We start from the raw sequence: 13,812 nt of genomic DNA, 5'->3' as shown, positions 1-13,812 counted from the left end.
AATATAAATAAATTCTACTACGTTGTTTAATATATGGAAAATACTTATCAAGATTTAATTACAGATATTCAGAGTAAAAATCCTAAAATAGGTGGAAAACTGGAAGGTGGAAAAAAATTCAAAATTAAATCTGATTTTAAACCTGCTGGTGATCAGCCTGAGGCAATAAAAAAATTGGTAAATGGTGCAAACAAAGATCAATTTAACCAAGTTTTACTTGGTGTAACAGGATCTGGAAAAACTTTTACCATGGCTAAAGTTATTGAAGCTACCAATAGACCTGCCTTGATTTTAGCTCCAAACAAAACTCTTGCTGCTCAACTTTATGGGGAAATGAAAACCTTTTTTCCAGACAATGCTGTTGAATATTTTGTTTCATACTATGACTATTATACTCCTGAGGCTTATGTACCAAGATCAGATACATATATCGAGAAAGAAGCCTCTATTAATGAACAAATTGATAGAATGAGGCACTCAGCAACCAGATCTCTTTTAGAAAGAGATGATGTATTAATTGTTGCAAGCGTTTCTTGTATTTATGGTCTTGGGTCTGTCGAAGCATATAGCAAAATGACTTTAACGCTCCAGAAAAATTATGATTATAACAGAGAAGAAATAATTAAGTCTTTGGTTGCTCTTCAATACAAACGTAACGATCAAAATTTTTATAGAGGAACATTTAGAGCAAGGGGAGAATACTTAGAAATTTTTCCATCACACCTAGAGGACAGAGCTTGGAGATTGTGTTTATTTGGAGATAAACTTGAACAGATAGAAGAGTTTGACCCCCTAACTGGTGATAAAGTAAGAGAATTAAGTTTAGTAAAAGTTTATGCCAATAGTCACTATATCACTCCAAAACCAACAATTGAACAAGCAGTAATAAATATAAAAAGAGAATTAGAGGTTACTTTGAAAAAACACCGTGCTGAAAATAAATTATTAGAAGCGCAAAGATTAGAAGAAAGAACGAAATTTGATCTCGAAATGATTGAAGCAACAGGTTCATGTGCTGGAATTGAAAATTACTCAAGATTTTTGTCAGGAAGAAAACCAGGTGAGCCCCCTCCTACTTTATTTGAATATTTTCCTGATAATACTTTAATATTTGTTGATGAGTGTCACGTTACAGTCCCTCAGCTAAATGGAATGTACAAAGGAGACAGATCAAGAAAAAGTACTTTAGCAGAATATGGATTTAGACTTCCTTCTTGTATGGATAATAGACCATTAAAATTTGAAGAATGGGATTTAATGAGAACTCAAACTGTTTTCGTTTCAGCAACTCCAGGTCCATGGGAATTGGAACAAACAAAAGGTAATTTTATAGATCAAGTAATTAGACCAACAGGATTAATTGATCCTCCTGTAGAAATAAGACCTGCAAAAAATCAAGTTGATGATTTAATGCATGAATGTAAGAGAGTAATTGAAAATAATCATAGAGTATTAGTAACAACACTAACTAAAAAAATGGCCGAAGATTTAACAGAATACCTTCATGAGAATGGTATAAAAGTAAGATACCTGCACTCAGATATCGATACATTAGAAAGAATTGAAATAATGAGAGATTTAAGAATGGGTGTATTTGATGTTTTGGTTGGAATTAACTTGTTAAGGGAAGGATTAGATATTCCTGAATGCGCGTTAGTTGGGATTTTAGATGCTGATAAAGAAGGTTTTCTAAGATCTGAAACATCTTTAATTCAAACAATAGGAAGAGCAGCACGAAACGTTGATGGTAAAGTCATTTTGTATGCCGACAAAGAGACAAAAAGTATAAAAAAAGCAATTGCAGAAACTGAAAGAAGAAGAAAAATTCAATTAGCTTACAACAAGAAACACAAAATAGATGCAAAGTCGGTAAAAAAAGAAATTAGCGATATTTTAGAGAGTGTTTATGAAAAGGACTATGTCAAAATAAGTGAAGGTTCAAATATTGGTGGCAATCTTAAAAAACATCTTAAAGGTTTGGATAAAAAAATGAAAGACGCAGCGTCAAATTTAGAATTTGAGGAAGCAGCTAAAATACGAGATGAAATAAGAAAGTTGGAAAGCACTGAGTTAGAAATTACATTAAATCCAAAAATAAGACAGTATGATGTAAAGAATAAGCTTTATCCAAAAGGCAGATCAACTATGGGTATGCCAGGTACTAAAGTCACAAAAAAAAAAGATAAGAAATGGAAGCACGGAAAATAATTATTACAGGCGGAGCAACAAGAATTGGTGCTGCTATAGCAAAAAAATTATCTGGCCCTAATAAAGAAATTCTCATTCATTTTAATAAGTCAAAATTAAAAGCTAAGAAGTTAAAAAAAGAACTGTCAAATGGTGGTACTAAAGTTTACTTGGTTAAAGGTGATTTGAGTAAAGAAAATGATGTAAATAAAATTGTAAAATATGCAAAATCAAAACTTAAATATTTTGATTGTCTAATTAATAACGCTTCTTTATTTGAAAATGATAAATTAGAAAACTTTACAACAGATAGTTGGGGGCAACATTTAAGAACAAATTTAAGAACACCTGCATTATTGTCTAAAGAATTTGCAAAAAATGTTAAAGGAAAAAATAACAATATAATTAATATTATTGATCAAAGAGTATTTAAACTGACTCCCTATTTTTTTTCTTACACAATTAGTAAAACTGGACTTTATACTTTAACTAAAACTAGTGCTATGAGTTTGGCTCCAAAGATTAGAGTAAACGGTATAGCACCTGGTCCAACTATTAAAAATCAAAGACAATCTGAAAAACATTTTAGAAAACAATTCTTAGCAACCCCTTTAAAAAGACAAGTTGATGTAGAACAAATATGTAATGCTGTTGACTTTTTTATAAAAAATATATCTATTACAGGACAAGTTTTAGCAATAGATAGTGGACAGAATTTAAACTGGCAAACACCAGATATAATGAGAGGGAAAGAATGAAAAAAATTAATCCTTTTCTTGCGGCAGCAATAATTTTAATTGGTGGTTTTTTTGCATTTAAAATAATGTCATTTTTTGGTTGCTATGTTCGTATTGAGGATGGGAATGTATGTTGGAATCTTACTATTTTTGGAACTAAATAATGAAAAAAAATAATTTAAAAATTGTTAAAATAGATAAAAATAAAACTTTATTTAATTATGAGAAAAAAATAATAATTAATGAGTTAATTTTAGATTTAAAACTTGGTTATTACGACTCTGAAAAAGAAAAATCACAAAAAGTAAAATTTAGTCTTGAAATAGACTATGAGGATAAAAACCCTTCTAGCGATAAAGATATAAAATCTATTGTAAATTATGGAACAATTGTGAAATTAATTACTAAACTTGTAAAAAAGAAACATTATAACTTTTTAGAAACCTTGGCAGAAGCTGTTTTTGATGAATTATTTAAAGACAAAAGAATTGCTAAAATAATGTTAAAAATTGAAAAATTAGAAATCTTAAAACAGTGTTCATCTGTTGGTATTCAAATTACCAAAAAGAGAAGCAATGATAAGTTCTGAATTAGGAAAAGACGTAATTAAAAAAGAATTGCCTTTAGTGCCTAAACTTCCTGGAGTTTACAGGATGCTTAATGAGAAAAATGAAATTCTTTATGTAGGTAAGGCTAAAAATCTACCAAACAGATTAAAGAGTTACGTTGCTGAAAAAAATCATATAATTAGAACTGAACGAATGTTATCTCAAACTAGGAAGCTAGAGATAACAACAACATCTAATGAAAGTGAAGCACTACTTTTAGAAGCGAATTTAATTAAAAAGTATAAACCAAAATTCAATATCTTGCTTCGTGATGATAAATCATTTCCATTTATATTTATAGGCAACAAAGATAAGTGGCCCCAAATAAAAAGACATAGGGGTAAAAAAACAAAAGAAGGTTTTTACTTTGGACCTTTTGCTTCTGCTGGTTCTGCTAATTGGACAATCAAAATGATCCAAAAGATTTTTCATTTAAGAGTTTGTGATGACACCGTTTTTAAAAATAGAGAAAGACCATGTATTTTGTATCAAATAAAAAGATGTTCTGGACCATGTGTTGGTTACGTAAAAAAAGAGGATTATAATCAAACAGTAAACGACGCTATTGAATTTGTTTCAGGTAAATCTAGGAAAATTCAAAAAAATCTTTCTAATCAGATGGAAAAAGCAAGTGATGATCTTGATTTTGAAAAAGCTGTAATATTAAGAGATAGAATTAAAGCGTTAAACATAATTCAATCTTCACAGAGAATTAATGAAGCAAATTTAGTTGAGGCAGATGTTATTGCTGGGTATAAAGAATCTGGAAAAACTTGTATTCAAGTATTTTTTTATAGATCAAAACAAAATTGGGGTAATCAAGCTTTTTTTCCAAAACATGATCCAGATGAAAAATTTAGTGAAATCCTAAATTCATTTGTCTCTCAATTTTATGAAAATAAAAGTGTTCCTTCATCAATTATTCTTTCAGAAGAAATAAAAGAAAAAGTACTAATTGAAAAAACTTTGACACAAAAAGAAGGTAAACAGATAAATATTTCAGTAGCAAAAAAAGGATCAAAACTAAAGGTTATTAATCAAGCAATAAAAAATGCTAAAGATAGTCTTAATAGAAAACTTTATGAAAGTCAGAATAATAAAGAATTGTTCGATGCAGTAGCTCAAAAATTTAATTTGGAAAACAATATAAATTTAATTGAGGTTTACGATAATAGTCATATACAAGGTACGAATAGTGTTGGAGCTTTAATAGCATACGGTGATGAAGGATTTATTAAAAAAAGATATAGAAAATTTAATATTAAACACAAAAAAAATGAGCAAGATGACTATGGAATGATGAGAGAAGTGTTGAATAGAAGGTTTAAAAGAGCAGTTCAAGAAAAAGACAGCTACCTTACTTTTCCAGATTTAGTTGTAGTAGATGGAGGAAAAGGTCAATATTCTGTTGCTAGAGAAAGCCTTAACGAACTAGGGCTTCACGACATTCCAATTATTGCAATAGCAAAAGGTAAATTTAGAAATAGTGGAAATGAAACTTTTTTTCACAATGGCAAAGAATATAAATTTATGAGAAACGACCCTACCCTATTTTTTCTTCAAAGAATAAGAGATGAATCACATAGATTTGCCATAAGCGTTCATAGAGCAAAGAGGAAAAAGGGTATTAGCAAATCTTTATTAGACCAAATAGAAGGTATAGGGGCTATAAGAAAAAGGGCTTTATTAAATCATTTTGGATCTGCAAGATCAGTTGAGTCTGCCAGCTTAGATGAAATTAAATCTGTAGAAGGTGTTGAAGAAAAAGTTGCAAAAAAGATATATAACTTTTTTCACGAATAAGTATGTTAAAAAAAATTCCAAACATATTAACGATAGGGCGAATAATAATTGTTCCCTTTTTTGTTTTAGCTTTTTATCTTCCAGGATTTTATGGTGATCTTACTGCTTTAATATTGTTTATTGTTGCATCATTTACAGATTTTTTGGACGGTATGTTGGCTAGAATGTTTGGGGTAGAGTCGAAACTGGGTGAATTGTTAGATCCAATAGCTGATAAAATCATTGTTGCTACAGCATTAATACTTCTGGTTATGGATGGAACAATCAGAAATTATGAGGTAATAGCAGCAATAATAATTCTTACAAGAGAAATTTTAATTTCAGGTTTAAGAGAATTTTTAGCAAAGGGAAAAATAAAACTTCCTGTTTCAAACCTTGCTAAACTTAAAACAGTATTGCAAATGGTATCAATTGCTCTTTTATTGTCTGGAGATACAGGAAATAAAATAATTAATTTCCAAGATTATAACGCTCAAACTATAGGTATAATTCTTTTGTGGTTATCCGCTGCTTTAACACTTTTTACTGCTTATGATTATATGAGAAAAGGTATTGATCACGCTATGTCTGAGGATAGTAAAGACTAGGCCGCTTTTTTCTTCCTAACTAACACCTGATAACTTTCATTCAAATCAATAATAGTATCACAAACTTTAAATTGATTTTCAGCAATACAAGATACTGGTGTTACCTCTGCTGCTGTTCCAGTTAAAAAACATCCAACAAAATTCGGTAATTCACTTGGGCTTATTTTTCTTTCATGTACTTTTATATTTTTTGATTTCGCAATTCCAATTACAGTTCTTCTTGTAATACCATCTAAAAAAGAGTCTGGTATTGGAGTGTGGATCTCCCCGTTTTTATCTTTGAAAAAAATATTTGCTCCAGTTGCTTCAGCAATATTCCCTTCATGATCAAGCATTAAAGAGTCTGTGTATCCTTGCTTTTCTGCCTCATGTTTTGAGAGAGTACAAATCATGTAAAGACCTGATGCTTTCGTATCCCATGGGATTGTATTAGGCGCTGGTCTTCTCCAATTTGAAATATTTAATCTAATTCCTTCTACTTTAAGTTTTGGATCAAAATATGATCCCCATTCCCATGTTGCAATAGCAACATGTATTTTTGTTTGTTGTGCAGAAATAGCCATCATCTCACTACCTCTCCAAGCAACAGGTCTTACATAACCATTTTCTACTTTTTGAGTTGCTATAATTTTATTTGATGCATTATTGATTTCTTCTTCTGTATATGGAATTTCAAAACCCATTCTTCTTGCAGAATGAAAAAATCTAGCTGTGTGCTCTTCTAATTTGAAAATTGAACCATCATAAACTCTTTCACCTTCAAATACACAACTAGCATAATGCATACCATGGCTTAAAACATGCAGTTTAACATCAGCCCAATCAACTAATTCATTGTTGTACCATATTTTTCCAGATCTTTTGTCGTAAGGTATCATGTGTGAAAATTTTTTTAATTTATAACTGAAAAATATCTTTGTATCTTTAATATGTCAATATAACTTACCTATTATGAAAGAACTTTTATATTTAAAAGATGACCAGCTTAAAGACCTAATTGAAAAACTATTCGTTAGCTACAGAGAAACCTTTTCTGACTCTAAAAAAATATTAGACAGATATTCAATTGGCTTAGCTCACCATAAAGTTATTCATTTATTGTCAATGTATGAGGGGATCTCAATTTCTGAGCTGCTTAAGAGATTAAAAGTCACAAAACAAAGCTTAAATCGGGTTCTTAAAGATTTAATTAAACTTGAAATCATTATTTTTAAAAAAGATGATCAAGACACAAGAGTAAAGCATGTTTTTCTTAATGAAAAAGGTAAAAAAATTTTTAACGAAATTTTCAATTTACAAAAAAAGAGAATTTATAATGCTTTGCTTAATTCAAGTTCTGAAGAAGTCATAAATTTTGATAATGTAATAAGTAAAATAATTAATGGATAAGTTTATCGCACATATACTAGTGGTTGATGATGATGATGGGATAAGATCTCTTGTAAAAAAGTATTTAAATGAAAATAAATTCTTAGTCACAACTGCAGAAAATGCAGAAAATGCATTAGAGAGGATAAAAATAATCAAGTTTGATTTGATAGTTTTAGATATCATGATGCCAGGTAAAAGTGGGCTTGAATTTTTAAAAGAAAATAAAAAAAAATTAGATACACCAGTTATACTTCTGACAGCTAAAGGTGAAACAAATGAAAGGGTCGAAGGGTTAGAGATTGGTGCTGATGATTATTTACCAAAACCATTTGAACCAAAAGAATTAATTTTAAGAATACAAAACATATTAAATAAAACTATAAAAACAGATCAAAAAAGGGTCATAGAATTTGAAAATGTGAAAATTGATTTGAACAAACTTTTAATATTTAAAAGCAATAAAGAATTCAAGATTAATGCAACTGAAAAGACAATTTTAGAAAAAATGATTAATAAACCGGGTAAAACATTTTCTAGGGAAGATATTGGTCAATTAATTAATCTAAATAAAGAAAGATCAATAGATGTTATTATTACTCGGCTTAGAAAAAAGATTGAAATTGATCCAAAAAATCCAAAATTTTTACAGACAATAAGAGGTGCAGGATATGTTCTCTGGATTGAGTAATTACTTAAAAAAAATATTACCAAAAAGATTATTTTATAGAGCGCTTCTTATTGTTGCTATTCCAGTTTTGGTTCTACAACTAGTAATTACAATTGTTTTTTTTGATAGCCTTTGGATCAAAACAAACAAGGGTATGACGAGAACTTTAGTAAATGAAATTAGTACATTTGTTGAAGCTTATGAAAGTGAACAAGAAAACAAACAAGAGTTGCTAGATCTTTTTTCTATATTTTTAGATTTAAATATTGAATTCACCAATAACGAAAAATTACAAAATATGGATAATGAAAGATGGTTTAGTCCTATAGATAGAACTTTAAGAAGGGAGTTAAAATCTAAATTTGGATTAAATGAATACTGGTTTGATACAACAAATTATAAAGAATTAATTGATTTAAGAATTAAATATGAAGATGGTTATTTTAAATTTTTAGTACCTAAAGATAGAGTTGCAAGTTCTTCAGCAAGAATATTTGCACTTTGGATCACAGTACCTGCAATTATAATGGTTATAATTTCTTTAATATTTTTGAAGAATCAAACTAGACCCATCACAAATCTAGCTCGTGCGGCTGAAAGGTTTGGTAAAGGAGAAAAAATTGAAGAATTCAAACCTTCTGGAGCCCTTGAGATAAGACAAGCAGGACATGAATTTGATAAAATGAGAAAGAGAATTGAAAGACACATAAATCAAAGAACAGAAATGTTATCTGGAATAAGTCATGATTTAAGGACACCTTTAACAAGAATGAAACTACAATTAGCTTTTATCAAAGATAAAGAAACTGTAAATAAATTGACTGATGACATCAATGAAATGGAGAAAATGTTAAATGAATATTTGCAATTCACCAGCTCATCATATGTTGAAAAAGATGAAATGTTTAATCTTTCTGAATTAATCTCAGAAGTTATTGAAAAATATAATAATGAAAATATTTCACAAAACTTAACACCAAGAATTTACTTTAATGGTAGGAAAAATTTAATCAACAGATGTCTAAATAATTTAATCGATAATTCACTGAAATATGCAAATAAAGTTGAAATAAGCTTAAGCAAAAAAAATATAAACTTATTCATAATTATTGATGATGATGGTCCTGGAATACCAAAAAATGAGTATGAAAATGTATTTAAACCTTTCTATAAAATAAATAAGGGTAGAGCAGACTCTAAATCAAGTGTTGGTCTTGGCTTATCAATTTCATCAGACATTATCAAATCTCATGGAGGAAATATAATGTTAGAAAAATCAAAGATGGATGGTTTGAGAGTTAAGATTTTCTTACCTGTTTAACTTTTTTATTTTTTTTTTTCTCAAGTTTGTTTATTTTATTTTCAAGATTTTCAACACGTTTTGAGAGTACTTCAAACTCATCCTTACTTGTAAGTTTCATTTTAAAAACAAACTCATCTCTTTTTGACTTTAAGATATTAAGTAATTCAGTAGTTAAGTCTTTTGAGGATACTAGTCCCTGCTCTATTAATTTAGCAAACTTATCAATTATAAATTTAGAATTTTTCATAATTAAGATATACATTATAAGTATTATTAAAAATGTTCATTAATAATTTTGACCCAGTAGCCTTAGAAATTTTTTCTTTAGAAATCAGGTGGTATTCTTTAGCTTATATATTTGGAATTATATTGGGCTGGATGCTAGCTAAAAAATTATTTATTCAAGAAATAGAAGTTAAAAATAAATTTGATGATTATTTAACTTATTTAATTATAGGTATAATTTTAGGAGGAAGACTTGGCTATATTTTTATTTATAATTTAAGTTTTTATATTAATAATCCATTAGATATATTTAAAATTTGGCAAGGAGGAATGTCCTTCCATGGTGGTTTAATTGGAGTTATTTTGGCATCTATATTTTTTGCAAAAAAAAACAATCAAAATCCCTTTTTATATATGGATATTGTCGCTTTAGTAGCTCCAGTCGGGTTATTTTTTGGACGAATAGCAAACTTTATAAATTCAGAGTTATATGGAACTATAACTAATGTACCCTGGGCAGTAACATTTATTAAGATAGATAATATTCCTAGGCATCCCTCGCAATTGTATGAAGCACTATTAGAAGGTTTATTTTTATTTTTATTATTAATTTATTTTAGAAATAAATTTTCAAACAAACCTGGTGTGATTTCAGGATTATTTTTAATAATGTACTCAATCTTCAGATTTATAATTGAATTTTATAGAGTACCAGATGAACAACTTGGTTATATACTTTTTAATTTAACGATGGGGCAAGTAGTAAGTTTAATATTTATAATATCAGGGGTAATCTTATTTTATTTAAAATATGAAACTCGCTAAAAGAAATAATTTACCATTAGATCAATTTATAAATTTTGCTCTTTACGATAAGGATAGAGGTTTTTATATGAAAAAGAATCCTTTTGGTGAAGATGGAGACTTTATTACTGCTCCCAATGTCACAAGATTATTTTCAGAGATTATTGCAATTTGGACGATTACTTTTTGGAAAAGCATTGGCTCTCCAAAAAAATTTAATTTGCTTGAACTGGGAGCTGGAAATGGTGAAATGATGAAAGTAATAGATGAAACACTTATAAATTTTCCCGAGTGTTACCATGCCTGCAGATTTGTAATTCATGAAAAAAGTGATTTTTTATTAAATGAACAAAAAAAAAATTTAAATTCTAAAAAATTTTCGTGGTTAAAAAACATCGAAAAAATAAACTCAAACCCAACAATTTTTTTAGCTAATGAATTCTTTGATGCTATACCAATCAAACAATTTTTTAAAAAAAAAGATAGTTGGTTTGAAAGATTTGTGAATTTGAGTGATCCAAACAAAGCTGAATTTAAAGAAGAAAAAATTGATATAGAAACAATTGAACAACATCTTAATTTCAAAATATCAAAAGATCAGAGCGTTATAGAATACTCGCCAGATACATTTAAATATTTAAGAACAATTTGTGACTTAATACAAAAAAATGATGGAGGAATGTTAGTTATTGATTATGGTTATGCAGATAGTAAAATGCATGAAACTCTTCAGGCAGTAAATAATCATAAATATTCTAACGTTTTAGAAAATATTGGAGACTCTGATATTACTTACAATATAAACTTTCACTCGTTTGAAAAATTTATAAAACAGTTTAAAGAAATTAATTCAATTTTCACAAATCAAAAAAAATTTTTAACAAATATGGGTATTCTTCAAAGAGCAGAAATAATTACCAAAAATATAGCATTTTCTAAAAAAGTAGATTTATTTTATCGAGTAAGACGTTTAATAGATGAAAATCAAATGGGTGAATTGTTCAAAGTCATGCTTGTAAAAAATAAAAGAAACAATTTTAAAACAGGTTTTCAAAATTGATAAAATCAAAAAAACTTTCAAAAATAAAAATAATTAAACATGGTTTTTTTAATAAAACTGGTGGTAAATCAAAAAAAATTTATAAAAGTTTAAACTGTGGTCCTGGTTCTAAAGATAATCCCACAGATGTTAAAAAAAATTTACAAATAGTTAAAAAAAAAATAAAAAGCACTGCTAAAAGTATTTTTTTACTTCATCAAATACATAGTAATAAGTTTGTTTATATTAATAAAAAAAATAAATTTAGATCAAAACCAAAAGCAGACGCAGTAATTACAAACCAAAAAAACATACCAATTGGTGTTTTAACTGCTGACTGTGTGCCAATTTTGATATGTGATGAAAGAACAAAATTAGTTGCAGCAATTCATGCAGGGTGGAAAGGTGCATACAAAGATATAATTAGCAAAGTAATTCAATTTATGATCAGAAAAGGATCTAATCCTAAAAATATTACTGCAGCTATAGGACCTGCTATCTCAGCTAAAAATTATGAAGTCAAACAAAATTTTAAAAGAAAATTTATAAAAAAGGATAAAAAAAATAATAAATTTTTTAAAATTAAATACAAAAAACTTTATTTTGATTTACCTAAATATGTAAAATCTTGTCTTTTAAAGAATAAAATAAAAAATATTGAGTCTTTAAATATTGATACATTTGATGTTAATAATAATTTTTTTAGTGCAAGGAGAGCGTTAAGGCTAAATCATGATGATTATGGTAGAAATATTTCAATAATTATGCTTAATTAGGCTTTTTTAATGAAATTATTATCCGGAAATAGCAATAAACCCTTAAGCAAGAATATTGCTAAATATCTAAAATCTAAATTGGTTAACTCTAGTATTAGAAATTTTTCTGATGGAGAAATTTATGTTGAAATAAATGAGAATATTAGAGGAAACAGTATTTTTATAATTCAATCTGTATCTTCGCCTGCTAACGATAATTTGATGGAGCTTTTGTTGTGTATTGATGCACTAAAAAGATCTTCTGCAAAAAATATAACTGCAGTAATTCCATATTTTGGATATGCTAGACAGGACAGGAAAGTTGTACCTAGAACATCAATTTCTGCAAAATTAGTATCGAACCTAATCACAAAAGCAGGTGCTGACAGAGTTGTTACTGTAGATTTACACGCAGGTCAAATTCAAGGTTTCTTTGATATTCCAGTAGACAACTTGTTTGCAACACCTATTTTTGCAAGACATGTAAAAAAAAAGATAAAAAGTAAAAACCTTATTTGCGTCGCTCCAGATGTAGGTGGAACTGAGCGAGCAAGAGCGCTAGGTAAACTCTTAAATGTTGGATTAGCAATTGTAGATAAAAGAAGACCAAAACCAGGTCAATCTCAAGTAATGAACGTAATTGGAGATGTCAAAGGTAAAACTTGCATAATTGTAGATGATATAATCGATTCTGGTGGAACAATAGTAAATGCAGCAAAAGCTCTTAAAAATAGAGGAGCTAAAGAAGTTTATGTTTATATAACTCATGGTGTACTCAGCGGTGAAGCTGTAAAAAAAATTAAAAAATCTGTAATAAAAAATTTAGTGATAACTGATACAATCGATAACATTAGCAGAACTAAAGGTGTTAAAAACATTGAGGTTCTATCAATTTCGGGGCTTATGGGAGAAGCGATTAAAAGAATATCTAATTCAACCTCAGTATCAGATTTATTTAAATAAATACCTTGAGTTATTGAGGAACTTGAGCTAAAACCCCTGTTTTTATGAATTCATTAGACGCCAACATCAGAAATACCAAAACTAAGGGTGAATTAAATTCTTTGAGGGATAACGGTAATGTTCCCGGTATAATTTATGGAGGAGAGGCTCAAAACGAGAAAATTTCAATATCTAAAAAAATACTCAAGTCCTTAATTGAAAAAGAAAACTTTTTATCGAGCATCATATCTTTAAATGTTGATGGTAAAACTCAAAAAGTTCTGCCAAGAGAAATAAAATATGACATTATTTCTGATGAGCCAATTCATGTAGACTTTCTAAGAATAGTTGCAGGGATAAAAGTTAGAATTGAAGTTCCAGTAAAATTTTTAAATCATGAAAAATCTCCTGGTTTGAAAAGAGGTGGAGTTTTAAATATTGTAAGAAGAAAAGTTGAACTTAATTGCCCAAGCGAAAAAATTCCTGAAAATCTTGTAATAGATCTTGATGGAGTTGATATTGGAGAGAGTTTTAAGATTTCTTCTATAAATCTTGACAGCGACGTTACTCCTACAATTCAAGGAAGAGATTTCGTAATTGCAACTCTAGCAGCTCCGACTGTTATGAAAGAACCTGAAAAACCTGCAGAAGCTGAACCAACTGAGGGAGAAGGTGCTGAAGGAGCAGAAGCGGCAGCAGCTGAAGGTGGAGATAAGCCAGCAGCTGAAGGTGACAAAAAAGAAGGTGAAGATAAAAAACCTGCTGAAGAAAAAAAATAAGTTAA

At 28.7% G+C, this 13,812-nt stretch carries 16 protein-coding genes; 14 read left to right on the top strand and 2 right to left on the bottom strand.

Annotated elements, in window-relative coordinates:
* Positions 1 to 33: 33 nt before the first annotated feature.
* From uvrB to pgsA, 6 genes are read left to right on the top strand one after another with little or no spacing between them, the layout of a single operon-like run.
* Positions 34 to 2,208: an excinuclease ABC subunit UvrB gene (uvrB, locus tag ACTT9L_RS07160; RefSeq protein ID WP_440928615.1), complete on the top strand. Its 2,175-nt coding sequence runs from the start codon at positions 34 to 36 to the stop codon at positions 2,206 to 2,208.
* Positions 2,190 to 2,945, top strand: a complete 756-nt coding sequence (locus tag ACTT9L_RS07155) for an SDR family oxidoreductase (RefSeq protein ID WP_440928614.1) — start codon at positions 2,190 to 2,192, stop codon at positions 2,943 to 2,945. The genes uvrB and ACTT9L_RS07155 overlap by 19 nt, the downstream gene beginning before the upstream one ends.
* Positions 2,942 to 3,088 (top strand): hypothetical protein, encoded by a 147-nt coding sequence (locus tag ACTT9L_RS07150; protein WP_440928613.1) that lies wholly within the window; start codon positions 2,942 to 2,944, stop codon positions 3,086 to 3,088. The genes ACTT9L_RS07155 and ACTT9L_RS07150 overlap by 4 nt, the downstream gene beginning before the upstream one ends.
* Positions 3,088 to 3,513 carry a dihydroneopterin aldolase gene (locus ACTT9L_RS07145; protein ID WP_440928612.1) on the top strand — a complete coding sequence of 142 codons (426 nt, stop codon included), beginning with the start codon at positions 3,088 to 3,090 and terminating at the stop codon, positions 3,511 to 3,513. Before ACTT9L_RS07150 ends, ACTT9L_RS07145 begins: the two co-directional genes overlap by 1 nt.
* Positions 3,500 to 5,335 carry an excinuclease ABC subunit UvrC gene (gene uvrC, locus ACTT9L_RS07140; protein ID WP_440928611.1) on the top strand — a complete coding sequence of 612 codons (1,836 nt, stop codon included), beginning with the start codon at positions 3,500 to 3,502 and terminating at the stop codon, positions 5,333 to 5,335. Before ACTT9L_RS07145 ends, uvrC begins: the two co-directional genes overlap by 14 nt.
* A 2-nt stretch (positions 5,336 to 5,337) precedes the next feature.
* Entirely contained in the window at positions 5,338 to 5,922 is a 585-nt protein-coding gene (gene pgsA, locus ACTT9L_RS07135) for a CDP-diacylglycerol--glycerol-3-phosphate 3-phosphatidyltransferase (RefSeq protein WP_075485313.1), read from the top strand.
* On the opposite strand, the gene ACTT9L_RS07130 is transcribed toward pgsA, so the two are convergent.
* Entirely contained in the window at positions 5,919 to 6,800 is an 882-nt protein-coding gene (locus tag ACTT9L_RS07130; protein WP_440928610.1) for a branched-chain amino acid aminotransferase, read from the bottom strand. The genes pgsA and ACTT9L_RS07130 overlap by 4 nt on opposite strands.
* 73 nt (positions 6,801 to 6,873) lie before the next feature.
* Here ACTT9L_RS07130 and ACTT9L_RS07125 point away from each other — a divergent pair, with 73 nt between their 5' ends.
* The 3 genes from ACTT9L_RS07125 to ACTT9L_RS07115 are packed head-to-tail and all read left to right on the top strand — an operon-like array spanning position 6,874 to position 9,281.
* A complete protein-coding gene (locus ACTT9L_RS07125; RefSeq protein WP_440928609.1) occupies positions 6,874 to 7,311 on the top strand; it encodes a MarR family winged helix-turn-helix transcriptional regulator in 438 nt (145 codons plus the stop codon).
* Positions 7,304 to 7,981, top strand: a complete 678-nt coding sequence (locus tag ACTT9L_RS07120) for a response regulator (RefSeq protein ID WP_440928608.1) — start codon at positions 7,304 to 7,306, stop codon at positions 7,979 to 7,981. The genes ACTT9L_RS07125 and ACTT9L_RS07120 overlap by 8 nt, the downstream gene beginning before the upstream one ends.
* A complete protein-coding gene (locus ACTT9L_RS07115; protein WP_440928607.1) occupies positions 7,962 to 9,281 on the top strand; it encodes an ATP-binding protein in 1,320 nt (439 codons plus the stop codon). The genes ACTT9L_RS07120 and ACTT9L_RS07115 overlap by 20 nt, the downstream gene beginning before the upstream one ends.
* Here the strand turns inward: ACTT9L_RS07115 and ACTT9L_RS07110 are convergent.
* Complete coding sequence (locus ACTT9L_RS07110; protein WP_440928606.1) at positions 9,259 to 9,510, bottom strand: hypothetical protein; 252 nt, start codon at positions 9,508 to 9,510, stop codon at positions 9,259 to 9,261. The genes ACTT9L_RS07115 and ACTT9L_RS07110 overlap by 23 nt on opposite strands.
* 32 nt (positions 9,511 to 9,542) lie before the next feature.
* Between ACTT9L_RS07110 and lgt the strand changes: the two genes are divergently transcribed.
* From lgt to ACTT9L_RS07085, 5 genes are read left to right on the top strand one after another with little or no spacing between them, the layout of a single operon-like run.
* Positions 9,543 to 10,313 (top strand): prolipoprotein diacylglyceryl transferase, encoded by a 771-nt coding sequence (gene lgt, locus ACTT9L_RS07105; RefSeq protein ID WP_440928605.1) that lies wholly within the window; start codon positions 9,543 to 9,545, stop codon positions 10,311 to 10,313.
* Positions 10,300 to 11,352 carry an SAM-dependent methyltransferase gene (locus tag ACTT9L_RS07100; protein WP_440928604.1) on the top strand — a complete coding sequence of 351 codons (1,053 nt, stop codon included), beginning with the start codon at positions 10,300 to 10,302 and terminating at the stop codon, positions 11,350 to 11,352. The genes lgt and ACTT9L_RS07100 overlap by 14 nt, the downstream gene beginning before the upstream one ends.
* Positions 11,349 to 12,107 (top strand): peptidoglycan editing factor PgeF, encoded by a 759-nt coding sequence (gene pgeF / locus ACTT9L_RS07095; RefSeq protein WP_440928603.1) that lies wholly within the window; start codon positions 11,349 to 11,351, stop codon positions 12,105 to 12,107. Before ACTT9L_RS07100 ends, pgeF begins: the two co-directional genes overlap by 4 nt.
* A 9-nt stretch (positions 12,108 to 12,116) precedes the next feature.
* Positions 12,117 to 13,049 (top strand): ribose-phosphate pyrophosphokinase, encoded by a 933-nt coding sequence (locus ACTT9L_RS07090; RefSeq protein ID WP_440928602.1) that lies wholly within the window; start codon positions 12,117 to 12,119, stop codon positions 13,047 to 13,049.
* Positions 13,050 to 13,093: 44 nt separating this feature from the next.
* On the top strand, positions 13,094 to 13,807 hold the full coding sequence (locus ACTT9L_RS07085; protein WP_440928601.1) for a 50S ribosomal protein L25/general stress protein Ctc: 714 nt from the start codon (positions 13,094 to 13,096) through the stop codon (positions 13,805 to 13,807).
* Positions 13,808 to 13,812 lie beyond the last annotated feature (5 nt).

Source organism: Candidatus Pelagibacter sp., from assembly GCF_052049675.1.
In the GTDB taxonomy this organism is placed as follows: Bacteria; Pseudomonadota; Alphaproteobacteria; order Pelagibacterales; family Pelagibacteraceae; genus Pelagibacter.
This window is presented reverse-complemented; position numbering and strand designations above follow the sequence as displayed.

Coding starts and splice junctions, on each gene's coding strand:
- uvrB (WP_440928615.1), top strand. CDS start 34: ATGGAAAATACTTATCAAGATTTAATTACAGATATTCAGAGTAAAAAT.
- ACTT9L_RS07155 (WP_440928614.1), top strand. CDS start 2,190: ATGGAAGCACGGAAAATAATTATTACAGGCGGAGCAACAAGAATTGGT.
- ACTT9L_RS07150 (WP_440928613.1), top strand. CDS start 2,942: ATGAAAAAAATTAATCCTTTTCTTGCGGCAGCAATAATTTTAATTGGT.
- ACTT9L_RS07145 (WP_440928612.1), top strand. CDS start 3,088: ATGAAAAAAAATAATTTAAAAATTGTTAAAATAGATAAAAATAAAACT.
- uvrC (WP_440928611.1), top strand. CDS start 3,500: ATGATAAGTTCTGAATTAGGAAAAGACGTAATTAAAAAAGAATTGCCT.
- pgsA (WP_075485313.1), top strand. CDS start 5,338: ATGTTAAAAAAAATTCCAAACATATTAACGATAGGGCGAATAATAATT.
- ACTT9L_RS07130 (WP_440928610.1), bottom strand. CDS start 6,800: ATGATACCTTACGACAAAAGATCTGGAAAAATATGGTACAACAATGAA.
- ACTT9L_RS07125 (WP_440928609.1), top strand. CDS start 6,874: ATGAAAGAACTTTTATATTTAAAAGATGACCAGCTTAAAGACCTAATT.
- ACTT9L_RS07120 (WP_440928608.1), top strand. CDS start 7,304: ATGGATAAGTTTATCGCACATATACTAGTGGTTGATGATGATGATGGG.
- ACTT9L_RS07115 (WP_440928607.1), top strand. CDS start 7,962: ATGTTCTCTGGATTGAGTAATTACTTAAAAAAAATATTACCAAAAAGA.
- ACTT9L_RS07110 (WP_440928606.1), bottom strand. CDS start 9,510: ATGAAAAATTCTAAATTTATAATTGATAAGTTTGCTAAATTAATAGAG.
- lgt (WP_440928605.1), top strand. CDS start 9,543: ATGTTCATTAATAATTTTGACCCAGTAGCCTTAGAAATTTTTTCTTTA.
- ACTT9L_RS07100 (WP_440928604.1), top strand. CDS start 10,300: ATGAAACTCGCTAAAAGAAATAATTTACCATTAGATCAATTTATAAAT.
- ACTT9L_RS07090 (WP_440928602.1), top strand. CDS start 12,117: ATGAAATTATTATCCGGAAATAGCAATAAACCCTTAAGCAAGAATATT.
- ACTT9L_RS07085 (WP_440928601.1), top strand. CDS start 13,094: ATGAATTCATTAGACGCCAACATCAGAAATACCAAAACTAAGGGTGAA.